Origin of the sequence: Butyrivibrio sp. AE2005 (assembly GCF_000686965.1) — a bacterium.
Lineage (GTDB): Bacteria > Bacillota > Clostridia > Lachnospirales > Lachnospiraceae > Butyrivibrio > Butyrivibrio hungatei_A.
In genome coordinates, this window is sequence record NZ_KK366042.1 from 135,745 (window position 1) to 155,363 (window position 19,619).

At 42.0% G+C, this 19,619-nt stretch carries 17 protein-coding genes; 15 read left to right on the top strand and 2 right to left on the bottom strand.

What is annotated here, in order from left to right; all coding sequences use genetic code 11:
* The first annotated feature begins 16 nt into the window (after nucleotides 1-16).
* The 4 genes from gltB (at nucleotide 17) to DL92_RS0115525 (ending at nucleotide 7,956) form a co-directional block, all read left to right on the top strand.
* Nucleotides 17-4,567: a glutamate synthase large subunit gene (gene gltB / locus DL92_RS0115510; protein WP_034469461.1), complete on the top strand. Its 4,551-nt coding sequence runs from the start codon at nucleotides 17-19 to the stop codon at nucleotides 4,565-4,567.
* Between the two features lie 85 nt (nucleotides 4,568-4,652).
* The gene (locus DL92_RS0115515) at nucleotides 4,653-6,143 is read left to right on the top strand and encodes a glutamate synthase subunit beta (RefSeq protein WP_026668226.1); all 1,491 of its coding nucleotides are present in this window, start codon (nucleotides 4,653-4,655) and stop codon (nucleotides 6,141-6,143) included.
* Nucleotides 6,144-6,361: 218 nt separating this feature from the next.
* The gene (locus DL92_RS0115520; protein ID WP_026654212.1) at nucleotides 6,362-6,871 is read left to right on the top strand and encodes a hypothetical protein; all 510 of its coding nucleotides are present in this window, start codon (nucleotides 6,362-6,364) and stop codon (nucleotides 6,869-6,871) included.
* Nucleotides 6,872-6,876: 5 nt separating this feature from the next.
* The gene (locus DL92_RS0115525) at nucleotides 6,877-7,956 is read left to right on the top strand and encodes a hypothetical protein (protein ID WP_155841200.1); all 1,080 of its coding nucleotides are present in this window, start codon (nucleotides 6,877-6,879) and stop codon (nucleotides 7,954-7,956) included.
* Nucleotides 7,957-8,197: 241 nt separating this feature from the next.
* On the opposite strand, the gene DL92_RS0115530 is transcribed toward DL92_RS0115525, so the two are convergent.
* Entirely contained in the window at nucleotides 8,198-8,803 is a 606-nt protein-coding gene (locus DL92_RS0115530; RefSeq protein ID WP_026668228.1) for a hypothetical protein, read from the bottom strand.
* A gap of 155 nt (nucleotides 8,804-8,958) precedes the next feature.
* Nucleotides 8,959-9,594: a hypothetical protein gene (locus DL92_RS0115535; protein WP_026654215.1), complete on the bottom strand. Its 636-nt coding sequence runs from the start codon at nucleotides 9,592-9,594 to the stop codon at nucleotides 8,959-8,961.
* Between the two features lie 182 nt (nucleotides 9,595-9,776).
* Here DL92_RS0115535 and DL92_RS19695 point away from each other — a divergent pair, with 182 nt between their 5' ends.
* The 11 genes from DL92_RS19695 to DL92_RS0115590 all read left to right on the top strand — a co-directional run bounded on the left by DL92_RS19695 (nucleotide 9,777) and on the right by DL92_RS0115590 (nucleotide 19,402).
* Entirely contained in the window at nucleotides 9,777-10,943 is a 1,167-nt protein-coding gene (locus tag DL92_RS19695; RefSeq protein ID WP_081670578.1) for an SLC13 family permease, read from the top strand.
* A gap of 38 nt (nucleotides 10,944-10,981) precedes the next feature.
* Nucleotides 10,982-11,542, top strand: a complete 561-nt coding sequence (locus DL92_RS20510; protein ID WP_051199054.1) for a GNAT family N-acetyltransferase — start codon at nucleotides 10,982-10,984, stop codon at nucleotides 11,540-11,542.
* A gap of 72 nt (nucleotides 11,543-11,614) precedes the next feature.
* Complete coding sequence (locus tag DL92_RS0115550; protein ID WP_026668229.1) at nucleotides 11,615-12,466, top strand: damage-control phosphatase ARMT1 family protein; 852 nt, start codon at nucleotides 11,615-11,617, stop codon at nucleotides 12,464-12,466.
* Nucleotides 12,467-12,489: 23 nt separating this feature from the next.
* Nucleotides 12,490-13,179, top strand: a complete 690-nt coding sequence (locus DL92_RS0115555; RefSeq protein WP_026654217.1) for an aspartate/glutamate racemase family protein — start codon at nucleotides 12,490-12,492, stop codon at nucleotides 13,177-13,179.
* Between the two features lie 92 nt (nucleotides 13,180-13,271).
* Nucleotides 13,272-13,691 (top strand): GNAT family N-acetyltransferase, encoded by a 420-nt coding sequence (locus tag DL92_RS0115560; RefSeq protein ID WP_420314843.1) that lies wholly within the window; start codon nucleotides 13,272-13,274, stop codon nucleotides 13,689-13,691.
* Nucleotides 13,692-14,094: 403 nt separating this feature from the next.
* Nucleotides 14,095-14,832: an AlkZ-related protein gene (locus DL92_RS0115565; protein WP_026668231.1), complete on the top strand. Its 738-nt coding sequence runs from the start codon at nucleotides 14,095-14,097 to the stop codon at nucleotides 14,830-14,832.
* Between the two features lie 246 nt (nucleotides 14,833-15,078).
* Entirely contained in the window at nucleotides 15,079-15,561 is a 483-nt protein-coding gene (locus tag DL92_RS0115570; RefSeq protein WP_026668232.1) for an RNA polymerase sigma factor, read from the top strand.
* Nucleotides 15,551-16,261 (top strand): hypothetical protein, encoded by a 711-nt coding sequence (locus DL92_RS0115575; protein WP_026668233.1) that lies wholly within the window; start codon nucleotides 15,551-15,553, stop codon nucleotides 16,259-16,261. The genes DL92_RS0115570 and DL92_RS0115575 overlap by 11 nt, the downstream gene beginning before the upstream one ends.
* A 417-nt stretch (nucleotides 16,262-16,678) precedes the next feature.
* On the top strand, nucleotides 16,679-17,662 hold the full coding sequence (locus DL92_RS0115580) for a PLP-dependent cysteine synthase family protein (RefSeq protein ID WP_026668234.1): 984 nt from the start codon (nucleotides 16,679-16,681) through the stop codon (nucleotides 17,660-17,662).
* A 70-nt stretch (nucleotides 17,663-17,732) separates the two neighbouring features.
* Nucleotides 17,733-18,218 carry a GNAT family N-acetyltransferase gene (locus DL92_RS0115585; protein ID WP_026668235.1) on the top strand — a complete coding sequence of 162 codons (486 nt, stop codon included), beginning with the start codon at nucleotides 17,733-17,735 and terminating at the stop codon, nucleotides 18,216-18,218.
* Between the two features lie 209 nt (nucleotides 18,219-18,427).
* A complete protein-coding gene (locus tag DL92_RS0115590; protein WP_026668236.1) occupies nucleotides 18,428-19,402 on the top strand; it encodes a Gfo/Idh/MocA family protein in 975 nt (324 codons plus the stop codon).
* Nucleotides 19,403-19,619: the final 217 nt, after the last annotated feature.

The following is a 19,619-nucleotide window of genomic DNA, read 5'->3' on the forward strand; positions in this document are numbered from 1 at the left end:
AAAAGGAAGGATAAAAATGGAAACTTGGATGAATGAACATGATGCCTGCGGTATAGGTGCAGTCATCAATATAGACGGAAGTGCAGACAACAAAGTTCTTGATGATGCGCTCAAGGTAGTAGAAAAACTTGAGCACAGAGCAGGAAAAGATGCAACAGGAAAAGTCGGTGACGGTGTAGGAATACTTGTACAGATTTCTCACAGATTCTTTTCTCTTGAAGCAAGAAAAATCGGTATTTCTCTTAAAGAAGCAGGCGATTACGGAATAGGGATGTTCTTTTTTCCTCAGGACCCTATGAAGCGTATGTTTGCAAAGCGCATGCTTGAAGTCATTGCAGAAAAAGAAAACCTTAAGGTACTCGGTTGGAGAGATGTTGAGACTCATCCCGAAATTCTGGGAGAGGTTGCAAGAAACTGTATGCCTCATATTTCTCAGTGCTTTATTGAGAGACCTTCGGATGCGGCAAGAGGAATTGAATTTGACAGACGTCTTTACTGCCTTAGAAGAGAGTATGAGAAATCTTCTGAAGATACTTACATCTGTTCATTTTCATCCAGAACCATTGTTTATAAGGGAATGTTCCTTGTAGGACAGCTGCGTAAGTTCTACGAGGACCTCCTTTCTCCTGATTACAGAACAGCGATTGCGCTTGTGCACAGCCGCTTTTCAACTAACACAACTCCTTCGTGGCAGCGAGCTCATCCGTACAGGATGATCGCCCACAACGGAGAGATCAATACTATTCGCGGAAACAGCGACAGAATGCTTGCCAGAGAAGAGACTATGTCTTCGGACGTTTTCGGTGACGATCTTTCAAAGGTTTATCCCGTTATCTCATCTTCGGGATCTGATTCCGCAATGCTCGACAATACACTTGAGTTCCTTTACATGAACGGAATGGATCTTCCGCTTGCAATGATGCTCGCAATTCCCGAGCCTTGGAAGCATAACGACTTCATGGATAAGGACAGAAAAGATTTCTATCACTACTATGCGACAATGATGGAGCCATGGGACGGCCCTGCGGCAGTTCTTTTCACAGACGGCGAAGTATTTGGCGCAACACTTGACAGAAACGGTCTCAGACCGTCCAGATATTATGTTACAAAGGACGGAAGACTTATCCTTTCATCGGAAGTCGGTGTCCTTGATATTCCTGAAGAGAATATCGTAAAGAAATCACGTCTTTCACCGGGACATATGCTCCTTGTTGATACAAAAGAGGGACGCATAATCTCTGATGAAGAGTGTAAGAACAAGTACTCACAGGCTAAGCCTTACGGTGAGTGGCTTGACAGATATCTTTTACACCTTAATAAGCTCAGCATTCCCAACAAGAAGATTCCTACACATACACAGGAGATGAGGGATAAGCTCTACAAGGTGTTCGGATATTCATATGAAGATGTTAAACAGCAGATTCTTCCAATGGCGATGAACGGAATAGAACCTACAGTTTCCATGGGTACAGATGTACCTCTTGCTATGCTTTCAACTCATCACCAGCCGCTTTTTTGCTATTTCAAGCAGCTCTTTGCGCAGGTTACAAACCCGCCGATCGACTCTCTTCGTGAGAAAGTTGTTACAGATACAACCGTTTATATCGGTTCCGACGGAAATCTGTTAAAAGAAAAGAGCGACAACTGCAGAGTTTTGGAAGTTAATAATCCGATACTTACAGGCGTTGACCTGATGAAGATAGAAGCTCTCGATCAGCAGGGCTTTTCGGTGAGAAAGATCTCACTTTTGTATTACAAGAATACCCCCGTCGAGAGAGCTTTGGAGCAGCTTAACATATCTGTAGACAGAGCCGTTGCAGACGGAGTAAACATCATTATCCTTTCAGACAGAGGAGTTGACGAGAACCACATGCCGATTCCTTCATTGCTTGCGGTTTCATCTGTTGAGCAGCATCTTGTAAGGACAAAGAGACGCACAGCCGTATCACTCATCCTTGAGAGCGGTGAGCCAAGAGATGTTCACCAGATCGCTACACTTCTTGGTTTTGGTGCAAGAGCGATTCATCCTTATCTTGCTCAGGAGTGCATTGCCGAGCTCATAGATATAGGAATTTTGGACAAAGATTATCATACCGCTATTGCGGACTACAACAAGGCACTTCTGGGCGGCGTAGTAAAGATCGCTGCAAAGATGGGTATCTCTACTTTGCAGTCCTATCAGTCTGCGAGAATTTTCGAGGCTATTGGTCTGTCAAAAGAGCTTGTTGATAAATACTTTACAGGAACAACCAGCAGAGTTGGCGGAATCGGCATAGAGGAGATTGGTGAGGATATTGAGCTTCGTCACGATAAGGCATTCGATCCTCTCGGACTTTCAACCGATTCAACACTTGATTCTATCGGCTTCCATGCGCTCAGAAGCGGTGATGACAAGGAAGACCATATGTATAACCCTAAGACTATCGTTACTTTGCAGAGAGCGGTAAGAGAGGGGGACTATGAGAGATTCAAGGAATACACACAGATGGTTGATGACGAGGACAGACCTCATACATTGAGAGCTCTTTTGTCCTTCGTACCTGCTAAAAAGCCTGTTCCGATCGAAGAGGTTGAGAGCGAAGAAGAGATTGTTAAGCGCTTCCAGACAGGTGCTATGTCATACGGTTCTCTTTCAAAAGAGGCACACGAGACACTTGCCGTAGCAATGAACAGACTCGGCGGAAAGTCTAATACCGGTGAGGGCGGTGAAGACGTTGCACGTTTCGGAACTGAGAGAAACAGTGCCGTTAAGCAGGTTGCATCGGGAAGATTCGGCGTTACAAGCAGATATCTTCAGAGTGCACAGGAAATTCAGATCAAGATGGCGCAGGGAGCAAAGCCCGGAGAGGGCGGACACCTTCCCGGAAAGAAGGTATACCCTTGGGTTGCAAGCACACGTTTCTCAACACCCGGTGTTGCACTCATTTCACCTCCGCCGCACCATGACATCTATTCAATAGAAGATCTTGCGCAGCTTATTTATGACCTTAAGAATGCAAACGACAGAGCAAGAATCTCTGTTAAGCTTGTTTCTGAAGCAGGCGTTGGAACAATAGCTTCAGGTGTTGCAAAAGCAGGAGCACAGGTAATCCTTGTATCCGGATATGACGGAGGAACAGGTGCCGCACCTTCATCTTCGGTTCACCATGCGGGACTTCCGTGGGAGCTGGGAGTAAGTGAAGCACACCAGTCACTTGTAGATAACGGACTTAGAAGCAGAGTAGTTCTTGAGGCAGACGGTAAGCTCATGACAGGTAGAGATGTTGCCATCGCAGCACTTCTCGGCGCAGAGGAGTTTGGTTTTGCAACAGCTCCCCTTGTATGTATGGGCTGCATGATGATGCGTGTATGTTCAAAAGATACATGCCCTGTCGGAATCGCAACTCAGAACGAAGAGCTCAGAAAGAGATTTACAGGTAAGCCTGAGTATGTCATGAATTTCATGCTCTTTGTCGCAAGACAGCTTCGTGAGATCATGAGTGAACTCGGATTCAGAAAGCTTACCGATATGGTAGGAAGAACAGATTGCCTTAAGATGAGAAGTGTTCGTGGGGCCAGATGCAAGGACGCTGCAGATCTTAGCAGAATTCTTGACAGCAAGTATGCCGGAATTGAAAAGAATCACTTCGATCCTAAGGATGTATATGATTTCGGACTTGTTAATACTTTGGATTCAAAGGTTCTTATTCCTGAGTATGAAAAAGGAAAGAATGCACTTAAGGCTTATGCTGTAAAGGCAAATGAAGATGAGGAAAGAAGAGCATCCGAATCTGAGAGAGTAAAGATGAAAGTCGATATCTCAAGTACCGACAGAAGCTTTGGTACACTTCTTGGAAGCAGGGTTACCGATGACTTTAAGAATACTCTTCCCGAGGATTCCGTATTCGTTGAAGCATACGGCGGTGGCGGACAGTCATTTGGTGCGTTCCTTCCTAAGGGCGTTACTTTGAAGCTTTACGGTGATGCCAACGACGGATTTGGTAAGGGACTTTCAGGCGGAAAGGTTATCGTAAGGCCTTCCGATAAAGCTACATATAAGGCACATGAGAATATCATAATAGGTAACGTTGCTCTCTACGGTGCAACAGCAGGAAAAGCCTATGTATGCGGTGTTGCAGGCGAGAGATTCTGTGTAAGAAACTCAGGAGCAATAGCTGTTTCTGAGGGCTGCGGCGATCACGGTCTTGAATACATGACAGGCGGAAAAGCAGTTATCCTTGGAATGACAGGTAAGAACTTCGCAGCCGGCATGAGCGGCGGAATCGCATACGTTCTTGATAAGGAGCATACTCTTTATCTTAGAATGAACAAAGATATGGCATCTCTTTATGAAGTGACCGAGAAGTACGATATTGCAGAGCTTAAGCTTATCCTTGAAGATTATGTAAAAGAGACGGGCTCTGAATACGGAAAAGAAATCCTTAAAAACTTTAAGAGCTATATTCCCGACTTTAAGAAGATAGTTCCGAACGATTATCAGAAGATGCTTACGGCTATAAGCAAGTTTGAGGAACAGGGAATAGACCACGACCACGCTGTGTTAGAGGCGTTTAAAGAACTGGCATGAACAGCGCATCGGCGCGACAAGAGTCACAAGTGACTCTTGAGCTAATGGGTTACTTCACTTCATAATATGATATAGGAGATGTAAAATGGGAAAAGAAACAGGCTTTCTTGAATATACAAGAACAAATAATAAAGATATCCTGCCTGAAGACAGAATTCTTAACTTCGAGGAGTTTCATGCTCCTCTGGATGTTAAGGAGAGAAGAGAGCAGGCAGCAAGATGCATGAACTGCGGAGTTCCTTTCTGTCAGTCGGCAATGAATCTTGGAGGAATGGTAACGGGATGTCCCCTCCACAACCTCATCCCGGAGTGGAATGATGAGATTTACAGAGGACACGACGGACATGCTTTTGCAAGACTTCATAAGACAAGTAACTTCCCTGAGTTTACGGGAAGAGTTTGTCCCGCACTTTGCGAGAAGGCATGTATGTGCGGCCAGAACGGTGATGCCGTAACGGTTCACGACAATGAGCTGTACTTAATAGAAACAGCTTTTGAAAAGGGCTATATCAAGCCCGTTGTTCCTGAAATAAGGAGCGGCAAGAAAGTTGCTGTAATCGGAAGCGGCCCTTCGGGACTTGCCGTTGCCGATGAGCTTAACCACAGAGGACATAATGTTGAGGTCTTCGAGAGAGAAGATGAGATCGGCGGACTTCTCATGTATGGTATCCCTAACATGAAACTTGATAAGAGCATTATAAAGAGACGTAGAAAGCTCATGGAGGAAGAGGGCGTTGTATTCCATACAAATTCAGACGTTGGGAAAAATGTGAGTGCGGCAAGCCTTAATGAGAAATTCGATGCGGTGGTTCTTTGCTGCGGTTCAAAGAAACCAAGACCTCTTAATGTAGCAGACCCCGAGAAGATCAAGGGTGTTTACAATGCCGTTGATTTCCTTACACAGACAACAAAGGCACTTATGCAGTGCTCTGATAAGAGTGCACAGACTCTTTCAAAGCACGGCGGATTTATAGATGCAAAGGGCAAGAATGTTGTTATCGTAGGTGGTGGCGATACAGGTAACGACTGTATCGGAACGGTTATAAGACACGGAGCAAAGAGTGTTACCGCTCTTGAGATGATGCCTAAGCCTCCTGTTAACAGAGCTGCTTCCAATCCATGGCCCGAATGGCCCAAGGTTCTTAAGACTGATTACGGTCACGAGGAAGCAATCCATGTTTTCGGTGAGGATCCGAGAGTCTATGAGACAACGGTAAAGAATGTTACAACCGACAGCAAGGGAAATATCAAGAAGATCGAAACTGTTAAGGTTACTTTCAAGGACGGTAAGTTAACAGAAGTTCCGGGATCCGAGAAAACCCTTAAGTGTGATATCCTTCTTATAGCTGCAGGATTCATCGGTTGTGAAGACTATTCGGCAGATGAATTCGGGCTTAAGAAGAGTCAGCGCGGAACGGTTGTTACAGAGGCTGACAGCTATCATGTACCGAATACAAAGCTCTTTTGCGCAGGTGATATGCACCGTGGACAGTCGCTCGTTGTTTGGGCGGTCTATGAAGGACGAAGCTGTGCTAAAGAAGTGGACGAATATTTGATGGGCTATACAAATTTATAAAGAAAGAATATTAGGGAAAACTCCTTTATCCATCAACTCTCTGACGGGGGTGATGGGTAGAGGAGTTTTTGCTATGTAAACTCATTTATAACAAATAATTACAACAAATTTAACTTTTATGTTGCAAAAGTAGGGCGAGTGCTCTATAATAATAACTACCAAGGCTGAATACTTGTAAGAAAATGTTAAGCTAGTTTTTATAAAAAGAGGAGTTAATTATGAGAAAAAGCCTAATAGTTATGGTAATGTGTCTGGTCGTTGCATCAGGGTGTATGGGATGCGGATCAGAAAAAGAGTTAAGCGTTAACGATGTTGAAATTAATCCTATAGTTGAAGATAAACCTGTAGTAGTAGATGAAAACGGTAAGGCTATTAAGAGCGATAAGATTGCTGACGATCTTGAAACAGTTTTTGAGAAATTTGAGGGCTCATGGATATTTGATTCAAGACGGGGGGCAGCGGTCATGATCGAAAGAGCAAATGAAACAGATTATGTTTTACCGGGAGCATCATGGGTGGTAGCTATTTCAGGTGGCGACATAATGACAGATAAAGATGTTGTTGATTATACCCAAAGTACTATTTCTTTTTGTAAAAAGAATTCTGATGGGGATTACTATTATAAATTGTCTTTTGGGGATGACGTTAAGAGCATCGAGATGGCGTGTGGTGACACACAGAACGCAGCAGATTCGGTACTTATCTGCAACGAGAAAAGTGAGGGATGACTTCTATGAAATTTAGTAATACGGAAGCCATAGCCGGTAATTTATTTTTTTTACTAATGATACCTGCCGTACTTTTTGTAGGTTGCTCATTAGATGGTAATATGCCCGGGGGGACAGATGAGGCTATAGATAACAAAATTGTTGATGTAAGCAGTGCAGGCGATTATTCAAAGGAGGGGAATGATAGTAGCACATATGATAATGCTTTAAGCGCAGTAGATTTCGAAAGCTTCCTGGGAGTCGAGGGGATGACTCCTGCGGATTATAATGCTGAAGAGTTTTGGAGCGCTAATGATGTCGCAAAGCTTATTGAGGAGTATGAAAGTATTGAGATAGTGAGCTCCAGCTATGAGGATGGAGCTTCACAACCTCTTTACACCAACAATTATTGGTATTCAAAGGAGTACAGTGCGAACAAAAATGAGCCGGGAGATTCCTTTATTGTCAAAGATAATGTCAGGGCGGTAAGTCGTCCGAGCTATATGAACTCAGATAATAAGGAAGAGACCGGAATAATGATCGAGCTTTATTCTTCGCCGGATTGCAGAATGGCGAACGTTGCAGAAAATGTTTATGCGAAGAATGATGAAATGCCGATCGGGCGTTGCCTTAAGGGAAATGGAGAAGTGTATTTTGAGATAGAGAGAATAATAGATTATTCAAATGAGGAGGCGCTCGATAATAAGGAACTTAAGGAGAAGACCACAAAATGGGGAATGGTCTTTGACGAGGAGACTAAGGTATTAAAAAGAGCTGCGATCACTTCCGCAAATGTTTTGGGAGGAGTTATTGATACTCGTTATTATGAAGTGAAACTTGGAACCGGTATGCCGGAAATGTTTACAGCTTTGAAGAATGTTCTTGATGAAGATCTCGCAGCTTCGGATGAGGATTCCAGAAATATACATTTTGTATATGGAAACGGAAATCCTGTAAAGAAGGAATGCGACTATAAAGTCAAGAAGGGAACTAATGTAATTTTTGAGACATCGAAGGAAAATCTGTTTCTTGATGAAAACGGAACTGTTCCTTACGATCCGTCAGATCTTACAAGCGACATAACGGTTTATAGAATAAAAAAATAATGACATAATTACATAGATAGCACTGTAATCGTGAGGACAGATATGTACAATTTGTACGTTAAATCCTAAATTGTATATATTTGTCTTTGCGAATACAGCGAAGACAAATATTTATCTTACTTACCCTAATTTAAAACAAATTTATTTAATAGGAAATTTCTCCGGATTTCCTATTGAATAAAGATTAAACCCTACAAGCTGATCACTTGTAGGGTTTTAATTGTACATTTTTATTTTAGGGTTAAGTGCTAATTGCTATATTTGTTGCAACGCCGTTCTCAACCGTGATCTCTAAGTAAAGTTCTGAATCTGCAAGATCGGCGAGTTGCTTCTTGAATTCATCGGCCGTCTGTACTTTCGGTCCGCCATCTCCGCCTTGGAGCTCGTAGTTTGTATTTTTATCGACAGCGAAAGAAAATATACCGTCTTCTGAAACGGAAATAACATCCTGTGATGCATTTTGGCGGTAACCGTAGCTACCTGCGATACAGAATACATCATCTGAAAGTTCTGATGCGTAAACTATTTTTTGCTGAGCGCCTGTCTCATCAGGAACACCGGCCTCATCTTTCTTTGATGCGATGAGATATGAGGAATAAATTCCGTCGGTAATTGTCTCAACTGCATCCTTCTTAAGTTTTCCTTCGGCTTTTGGAGAAGATTCCTTGGAAGTGTCCGCAGCTTCTTCCTCTACATCAAGGTCTTCAACATCCTCGTCATCAGAATTTGATCCATCTATAAGTCCTGTAACTTCCTCGCTAACCTGATCGAAAACGTCTGACGAACAGCCCATTGAAAATGCTCCAATGCACATGCAAAAGAGCATAATCAGTACTTTTCTCTTCATAACTTATTTCTCCTCAAATATTAAATCTTTCTTAATTTTATCACTAGTTTTTTAAAAATCAACAGATGAAGGGGAGGACATTTTTAAGGAATAATATGTAAAAAAAATCCTCATGGACAACTAAATGTCCATAAGGATTCTGAAAAACGATATTATTATGAGCTGATTGAAACTGACTTAGCAACGCCACCTTCAACAGTTACCATAAGTATGAGCTCTGAATCGGCACAGCTTGAAAGGACCTGTTTGAAACTATCCAAAGGAACCTCTTCGGGACCGTCCACTCCGCCGAGCATAGTGAACTTTGTGTTAGCATCAACCTTGAATGAGAATGAATCATCATCTGAGTTTGATTCCATCTCGCCGCCCTCAACACTGCTGTAGCCATATACACCTTTAATAAGTAACTCACTGTTTGTAAGTGCTGTATCATAGGCTATACATGAAACATTTCCGTCTTCGTTAGGATTTCCGGCACGGTTCTGACCCGATGATTGAAGAGTAGCGGTATAGAAACCGTCCTCGGTTACGGGAGTTGCACTTCCGTTCTTTACAAGATCGCTGTTCTTGAAAGGATCTTCTCCGTTGCTTTCCTGTGCAACAGATACAGACTCGCCGTCCTCTGTCTGAATATCACTTGGTGCTTTTACCTCAGAATCATCAACTGTTTCTATCTCAAGATCGTTAACATCTTCCAAATTCTGGAGCTCTTTAAGATCGTCAAGCGAACAACCCATTGCCATAACTCCAATGCACATGCTAAGTAGCACGCCAATTATTCTTTTCTTCATAAAAAACTCTCTCCTCAAAACATTAATTCTTTCTTAATTTTACCACAACATTTTATTTTATCAAGCATTTATCGTTGAAAAATAAATAATAATACATGACCTGCTAAATCAGGTTTTATCTTGCATATAAGAGGACACTGACCTATAATGTACTTTAAATTTTTTGTTTTTGGAGATCTGAGATGTTTAGTAAGATTTGTAAGTTTATAAAAAAAGAAGCTGTACTCACAATTTCTTTTGTACTGGCGGTTGTTTCAAGTTGTTTTATCCGTCCCGATGCGGAATATATAGGGTATATAGATTTTAGGACGCTGAGTATTCTTCTTATGCTAATGCTTACGATGGCAGGGCTCCGGAAGTTCGGAGTTTTCAAGCAGGCGGGAGAGTATCTTGTCTGCAAGGCGAAGGATACAAGAGAGATGATAGCGATTCTTGTTGCACTTTCTTTTTTCTCCGCAATGGTAATTACAAATGATGTGGCGCTTATAACTTTCGTGCCGTTTACGATAATATCCCTTGAGATCGCGGGACGTACCGATATGCTTATTATTACGGTAGTTCTTGAGACAATTGCGGCTAACCTTGGAAGCATGCTTTTGCCGATAGGAAATCCGCAGAATCTCTATCTTTATTCAAAGGCGGGAATGTCTCTTAAAGAGTTTTTGGGATGTATGCTTCCTTATTCGGTGTTCGCGTTTGCACTCCTTGCTGCGGTCATCTATTTTAAGGCTGACAGGTCGGGTATAGAGAAGAGCGGGAAAAACAGTTATATGAGAACCGGTAAGGAAAAGAGATTGATCGCATTGTACGCGCTTACTTTCGTATTTGCGATTCTGGTTGTCGTAAGAGTTGTTCCTTATGAAATAGCACTTGCCTCAGTACTTGCACTTGTACTTATATTTGATGCAAAGACGCTTTCAAAGCCTGATTATTCCTTGCTATTTACGTTTGTTTTTCTTTTTGTCTTTATCGGAAATATGAAGAGGATTCCGGCTTTTTCAAATGCTCTTTTATCCGCCGTTAACGGAAATGAAGTAGTGCTTTCCGTTGCGCTCAGTCAGGTTATAAGTAATGTCCCTGCGGCGATTCTTTTATCCGGATTTACGGGAAACTATGAAAAGCTGATAGTAGGAACGAATTTCGGCGGACTTGGAACACTTATCGCGTCAATGGCGAGCCTTATCTCTTTTAAGCTCTATTGCAATACCAAAGATGCGAACAAGAATAAGTACATTCTTGTGTTTACGGGATATAATCTGCTGTTTCTGGCGGCTCTTTCTTTTGCCAGAATGGGACTTTCTTCCGGAGCCGGCAGGACGGTAATGAACAGCCTTTCGTTTATAAAATAAAGGGCGTAAATAGATTCATATAGAAAAGAGGTATAAATATGTACATGGAACCTGAGAAAATTACTTGCAAGAATGGCAAAGAATACAAGATGACATCAATAGGACCTGACAACGTAGTGGAATACTTGGATTTAATGTATCAGGTTTCAAGTGATACACATTATATGACCAGGTACGGCGATGAAGTTAAGCGGGATGAAGCGGGAGTGGAGGCTGAGAAAGCCAGACTTAAAAAACTTGCGGATGACGATCGTCAGGCTATGATCTCTGTTTTTGACGGGGAGAAGATAATAGGAAATGTTGCGGTTTACAGTAGCGGAGCGATTCACAGGAAAGTGGCTCACCGTTGCAGCATGGGAATCGCTATCAGAAAAGAGTACCGCGGAATGGGACTTGGAAATATACTTGTGAACCGTGCGATCGAATTCGCCAAGGAATCGGGCTATGAGCTCATGGAGCTCGGAGTGTTTTCTGACAATGAACCGGCGCACTCTTTATATAAGAAGATGGGCTTTACCGAGTGGGGATGCCTTCCCGATGCGTTCAGGCTTGATTGCGGCAAGAGTGTTGACGAGATAACAATGTATAAGAAGCTCTAAGAGGTATGGCTACCGATGGCCCTTTGGGGACGGGGTTAGTGGTCTATTTTACATGCGATAAAGGAGAGTTGAATGCGAGTAAGTGAAAGTTGTGCGGAATGTCTTTTTAACCAGCAAAAGAATCTTACGGATGATAAGGATTATCTTGCTGAGATAAAGGCGATAATAGACGGAAGAGATGAAGATGATACGGCGCCGTATCTTGTATATAGAATTAACAGTGTTTATGAGGGACGCTTTGGTAAAAAGGCTTCCTATAAGGATGTGAAGAGAAAGTACAACGACCTTGTGATGTCCATGGAAGATGACCTTAGAAAGAAGATAGAGAGCTCGGAAGATCCGCTTTTTAAGGCGCTCGTTTTTGCGAGAATCGGAAATTATATAGACTTTGGTGCGATGAACAATGTTGATGAGAATACATTTTTTGCTTTGTTCGATGATCCGAAGATGAGAAGCGAGGATGAGGCTGATATCAAGTCACTTTTTGCACAGTGTGAGACTGCAAAGAAGTTCCTTTTGGTTGCTGATAATTGTGGAGAGATCGTGCTGGATAAGCTGTTTCTTGAGCAGCTTGTAAAAAAGTATCCGCAGCTTGAAGTGGCAGTTATGGTAAGAGGCGCTGATGTGCTTAACGACGTAACACTTGAAGATGCCGAATATGTCGGACTCAGCAAAAAATACAGGATTATCCCAAACGGCAATTCTGCGGCGGGAACAATTTATCATATGCTGTCTGATGAGGCGAAAAAGGCTATAGACAGCGCGGAGATCATTCTTGCAAAAGGGCTTGGAAACTATGAATCAATGTGTAAACAGGGGAGACATATCTTTTTCTCATTCCTGTGCAAATGCGAGCTTTTCACAAGCAGATTCAATGTGCCGAGACTAACAGGGGTGTTTGTTGAGGAGAGAATAGCGGATTAAAGGTTATGGAGGAGGAAGAAATTATGAAGACTATCGGACTTATCGGAGGAATGAGCTGGGAGAGCACGATTACTTATTATGAGATTCTTAATAAGGAAACGGTGGCGAAACTTGGCGGATTCCACAGTTCCAAGATCATGATGTACAACGTTGATTTTGCCGAGCTTGAGGAAAATATGAGTAAGGGCAACTGGGACGGCAATGCGCAGATTCTTACCGATGCGGCAGTGAGGCTTGAGAAGGCGGGGGCTGATTTTATCGTGATCGCTACCAATACAATGCACAAGCTTGTTCCGCAGATTGAGGAAAAGATAAATGTTCCGATTCTTCATATTTCCGATGCCACCGCCGATGCGATAAAGCGCGACGGGCACAAGAAGATTGCGCTTCTTGGAACTAAGTTTACAATGACGCAGGATTTTATTAAGGACAGACTTGTTAAAGCGGGACTTGAGATAATGATTCCCGATGAAGAAGATATCGAGCTTGTAAACAGTGTTATTTTTGATGAACTTTGTCTTGGAAAAGTGCTTGATTCTTCGCGTAAGGAATATCAGAGGATTATTTCATATATGAAGGATCGCGGCGCAGAGGGCGTTATCCTTGGCTGCACCGAGATCGGTATGCTGATCAAAGAGGAGGACAGTGTTCTTCCGACATATGATACGACAATCATTCATGCAACCGAGGCTGCAAGGTTGGCACTTGCGTGAAGTGGTCTCTTGGGGACGGGGTTAGTGGCCTATTTTGATAAAAATAGATCATGACTTCGTCTTTTTTGACCTATTATAATAGAATAGAAGGGATAAAGATGAAGATAAGAATAACAAATGATGGAAACGAGCAGGATATTGCGGATGTCTTTGAGATGCTTAAGGCGTATAATTTAAGTAAGCTTGAAACCTCGGATGTAGATCCGGTCGGCGTTTACTATGATGATGAGAGCGGTAGGAAACTTGCGGGACTTACAGGCGAGACTTTTGGAAACTGGCTATGTATCAAGTACCTGGTTGTGGATGAGAGCTTAAGAGGGCAAGGCATCGGGAGCAAGCTGCTTAAGGCTGCTGAGGAAGAGGCTAAGAAGCGCGGCTGCAAGTATTCTTTCGTTGATACATTTTCTTTTCAGGCGCCTGCGTTTTATGTGAAGCATGGATATAAGGAAGTCTTTGCGTTAAAGGAGTACCCGATAACGGGAGCGAGATATTACTATACTAAGGAATTGTGATAGACGAGGCGCGTATATGAAGTAGCTGACCGATGGATGATTGAGGGAATCACAGGTAAGAATTGCATGAGAGACGGGGCTGAGAGTAACATGATATATGCGCAGAGTAAGTATAGATAGTTTGTGAAGGAACTGTGCGGTGCAAAAATGAAGAAGTGCACCGTACGGATAACCTGAGAAGGGACTGTGTGGTGCAAAAATGAAGAAGTGCACCGTATGGATAACCCGTGAAGGAGATGTGCGGTGAAAAAATAAAATGGCCCCCAAGAAGTGGACATTGCCAAAAAGCATTTTGGCAGGATTTCAAACAACGAATTCGACATGTGGACACAAAAGTAGCTGTAAATTTATGTGAAAAGTTAGCTAATATGCGAAGCATAGTGGAGCAAAAGGAGGACAATCTATGCCAAACGAAAACGGAACATGGATAATGTACGGCGTATCATGGAATGATCCTGAGTGCCTTCACAGCGTGGAAGAGGCGATTGATTACATAAATGAGGTAGGTTTTTTGCCTTTGTTTAAAAATGAGATTCCGGGCTTTTCGATTGAAGAAAGGACTGTGCCGAAGTATTGGTGGTGCGGCGATCTGAAGGTCGATCCGTGGGAATGGAGAGAGCTTATAGCGCGGAGCGGTAAGGTTGCCTATGGGAAGTTCTTTGATAAAAAGGCGGGATTTATCTCTGAGAAATGGCTTCCGTATTTTGTGAATGTCCGCAGGGACGGCTATGACTTTGATGCGCTCTGGGAAGATGGCAAGGCATCGGCGAAGCAGCGCAAGATTATGAATCTTTTTGCTGAAGAAAATGAAGATGCAGAATATTATTCCAATGAACTTAAGGCGCAAGCCGGCTTTGGCAAGGGCGGAGAAAAGAATTTCGACGGCACGATAACAGGACTTCAGATGCAGACTTATCTTTGCGTTCGTGACTTCAGGCAGCGCAAGAACAAACTTGGCGAAGAGTATGGTTGGCCAATCGCGATATACTGCACGCCTGAGCATTTGTGGGGATATAAGCATGTGACTAAGGCGTACGGCGAAACGCCGCAGGAATCTGCAGATAGAATCATGAAATATATGAACGAAACCTATCCTATTGCGACAGAAAAACAGATTAAGAAGATAATAGGATTAAAATGAATATGCCAATTGCAACTGAATAGAAAAACAAGAGGATTATTGGATTGAAATGCATATGCCGACTACGACAGAAAAACTCAAAAGACAAAAAATGGTCCTCAATCCCCGTCCCCAAGAGACCACGGGGACTTGTTTTGGCGGATATACTGCGGAAATTTATGATTAAAAAAATTTCTGCAGTTTTTTTGTAACCTTTTATGCCACCCGATTGTATTATTTATATAAGGCTTTATAAAGGAGTAGTTAATGAGAATACCTGTACAGGAATTGGTAGAAATGTACAAGGACAACATATACGCCGCGGCGTTTAACATATGCAAGAGTGCAGCAGATGCAGAAGATGTGGTTCAGGATACATTTTTACAATATTACATGACAAAAAAAGAATTTGATGACGAAAAGCACATCCGATACTGGATACTAAGGGTGGCAATCAATAAAGCAAAAAATATTCAGCTTTCATTCAGAAGAAAAAATGAAACCACGTTGGAAGAATATATAGAAACGCTTACATTTGAAACACCTGAAAGTAGAGATCTTTTTGCGGAAGTTATGAAATTGCCTGAGAAATATCGTGTTGTGATCCATCTTTTCTACTATGAGGATTACAGCATAAAAGAGATAGCAAAGATACTTAAGCTGACAGAGAGCAGCGTTAAAGTAAGGCTATCGCGCGGACGTGCCAAATTAAAAGATTCACTTAAGGAGGGATGGGAAGATGAGCAATAAAGAAAATTATAAAAAGGCTTTTTCGGTACTTAAGTCCTCCTGCGACTTTACTTTGGAGGAAAAAAGAATGAACAGAATTAAGAGAGAAAATACACATAGAAATCTTTTGGTGGCGGCAGTAGCTATGCTTGTGGTTTTGGTAGGTTCGGGTACTGCGTATGCAGCTGATTTAGGCGGAATCAAGAAGACGGTTCAAATGTGGGTTCACGGTAATAAGACTGATGTTTCATATGAGTTCGATGAAGAAAAGAATAATTATGTAAAAACATATGTTAATGAGAATGGCGAAGAAGTGCAGGAAGATGTCTCTGTAAGGCATGGGGATAATACGCCGTTGGAAGAAGATGAATTGATAGAGTATGAAAGTGATAATGTTTCTTATGAGAAAACGGATGACGGAAGGTTTATGATTTATTACCAGAACAAGGCAGTTGATATCACCGATAAATTCACAGACGGAACGTGTTATATACATGTTGTGGGTGAAAAAGGTGAAAAATATATAGGAATTAAACTTACTGAAAATGGTGATGATTATAGAGAAATGATTGACGGTCCTAAGCCTTTTGTAGATTATGTGGATAAAAAAGGTGTTCATCATTATGAAGATGTTAAGCTTGATGAAAACGGCAATCTTAGTGAATCTACTAAAGAAGCTTATAAAAGATGTTTTCATAAATTTATTGAAGCTGAAGAGTAAAAAACTCCCAATATAGATTATGTTTAAGCTGTGACAAGAAAAGCTTATACCAACCGATAAATTATACTGATTATGCATCCCGGAAATACTGTGATAGCATATTTACATACAAAACAATTGTTATATGTTGAAACGTTGATCAAGGCGGTTTGTGTGTATAAAATCATAAAAGAAATCCTCTTACAGAAAGCTTTTGCCTATATCGTATCCCGTGTGCCATCGGGGAACGAACGCTTTGATCAATATTTCCTTAGCGCGACCGGAAGACCGGAGGTTATTTGTATAGGATAACCTTCGGTCTTTTTGTGTAGAGCACTTAGCGAGGTATTTTCGAGCTTAGTGCGAGCCATGGGGATATACTTAACGAGGTTATGTCGAGTATAGTATATATCCCAAGTGCAGTTTTAGGAGGACATCATGGGAAAAATTTATGAATCTATAACAGAACTTATCGGGCATACACCACTGCTTAGATTAAACGGATATATAAAAAAGAATGGTTTGGATGCGGATATTTTGGGAAAAATAGAGTTTTTTAACCCTAATCAGAGCATAAAAGACAGGATTGCGCTCAGCATGATAGAGGAAGCTGAGAAAAACGGCAGTTTGAAAAAAGGCGGAACTATATTGGAAGCAACCAGTGGGAATACCGGTATAGGACTTTCGGCAATTGCGGCAGTGAAAGGTTATAAAACGCACATCTACGTGCAAGATACAGTGAGTGAAGAACGTTTTAAGGTAATGAGGGCGTTCGGAACCGAGGTGTCTAACATGAGTGACGTTTCGGAAGTTGATAAGGCTCTTAAAGAAAATAATAATGATTATGTTGCCGGATATGCAGCTTTTTATGAGAAATTTTTGGGAAAAGATGATAGTGTTTTTCTTGTAAATCAAGATGCAAATCCGGCTAATCCTGAGATACACTATAAGACAACAGGGCCGGAGATATGGGAAGACAGTGAAGGAACAGTTGATATTGTGGTTGCTGCTGTCGGAACAGGGGGAACAGTTACCGGAGTTGGTAAATATCTTAAAGAAAAGCGACCTGATATAAAAGTAATAGCTGTTCAACCCGGAGAAAATTCTATTCCTTCGAAAGATAATCCCAATCCGGAAGAAATTGCGGGAGTACATCCTTTTGTAGGAATTCCTGCTGAATTTGTGCCGTCAAATCTTGATGATAGATATTATGATGAGTGTTTTCCTGTTGAAACAAGCCAGGCCTATGAAGCTGCAAGAGAAGTAGCAAGGACTGACGGTATATTGATCGGAGCTTCGAGCGGAGCAATTCTGTATGCGGCTACTCAGGTTGCGAAAAGAGAAGAGAATAAAGATAAGACAATAGTTGCTATTTTTCCTGACACGGGATTGCGATATCTGTCAACTAATCTTTTTGGGTAAAAAATGGACCACAAACCTCATCCCCAAGAGACCATATGGTTCAAAAAATACTAAGGAGAAAAAACATAACATGTACATAAGAACAGCAACAATAGAAGATCTTGATGCAATCGCTCAGGTGGAAGCGGAGTGTTTTCCACCGGCAGAAGCCGCGACTGCGGCAGAGTTTAAAGAAAGGCTTGAACATTACGCGGATCATTTCTGGCTTATGTTTAACGGGGATTTGCTTATAGCTTTTGTGGACGGATTTGTCACAAATCAAAAAGATCTTACGGATGATATGTATGAAAATGCCGCGTTGCATGATGAAAACGGTGATTGGCAGATGATATTCGGAGTTAATACCATTCCTGAGTATAGGAAAAACGGATACGCCGGAGAACTTATAAAAAGAGCTATCGAAGATGCAAAAAAGCAGGGCAGGAAGGGACTTGTTCTTACATGCAAAGACAGACTTGTGCATTACTATGCAAAATTTGGTTTTAAAGACGAGGGTGTAAGTGAAAAGTCTACGCACGGCGGTGCAGTCTGGAATCAGATGAGGCTGACATTTTGATAAGTGAAAAAGAATGACCGCCGATCTCGATAACTCTATAGCGATGCAATGATATTTCGTGGAAACGTGCTTCTTATATGCTAAAATAATATGTGTGATCGTCACATGTAAACAGGAAAACATTCTTTTGGAAAAAACGCAGAATCCCGCATTTACTGAGGATTTTGTGGAAAAAGAATCCGAAACGCACAGTAAGATGAGGTATTTATATGGCAAATATCAAATGGGGTGTACTTGGAACTGCGAATATAGCAAGGGGATGCACGATTCCCGGAATGCAGCTTGCAGACAGCTGTGAGCTTTACGCGATTGCGGGAAGGGATAAAGAAAAGGCTGAGTCATTCATGGAAAAATTTGGTTTCCGGAAGGCTTACGGAAGCTATGAGGAGCTGCTTGCCGATAAGGATGTGCAGGCGGTATACGTTCCTTTGCCAAACCATCTACATCGTGAATGGGTTATCAAGGCGCTGAAGGCCGGGAAGCATGTTCTTTGCGAGAAACCGCTTGCTCTCGATGAGGAGCAGGAAAAAGAGATGTTTGAAACCGCCAATGAAAACGGCGTGCATCTCATGGAAGCGTATGCATATCTTCACAGCCCTTATATTCAGAGTCTTAAAAAAGATGTCTTCAGCGGCGTCATAGGCGATGTTGATTATATCGAGACAGCTTTTTTGACACAAGGTTATGAAGATGACATAAGAATCTACAAGGAGATGGGCGGCGGTGCGATGTATGACCTTGGATGTTACTGTACGACTATGATCCTTTCGCTTATTGATTCAAATCCGGAATATGTCAAAGCGGTTGCGGAATATAACGAGCATGGCGCGGACATCTCGACATCGGCGATAGTTCGATTTGCCAACGGAGCAAGAGCTTCTTTTAACGTGGGAATGATCCTGGGAAAAGAAAAGCCTGCAAGACTCGACAGATTGTATATTCACGGAAGCAACGGTCATATAATCTCTGATGTTGAATACAATCAGCAGGGTGATGTGAGCTACAAGATATTTACGCAGGGAAAAGAGATTGAGCGGAAAGTCAGCATTCCGCAGAACTATTTCCTGGAAATCCAGCAGATGAGCAAATGCGTTGCCGGAGAGGCGGTACCATTTATAACGCCGGAGTTCTCGATGTCTAACGCAAAGCTGATGGATATGGTGCTTAAAGAGATTGGATATTGAAGATAAAATAAAATGCTTTACAATCCGTTTTGTATGAGAATGGTGGTTTGCAAAAATATCGTTGCATTTAAAGAGGTATTTTGCTACACTTTGTATTGAAATAAAAAATCTTAAAGAAAGCGAGGTACATTTGATGCGTGTTATGAAAACAGAGATTGTAATTAAATACAGTATGATGACCTCGGTATGTGCTTTTTGATTTTTATTGAATCTTTTA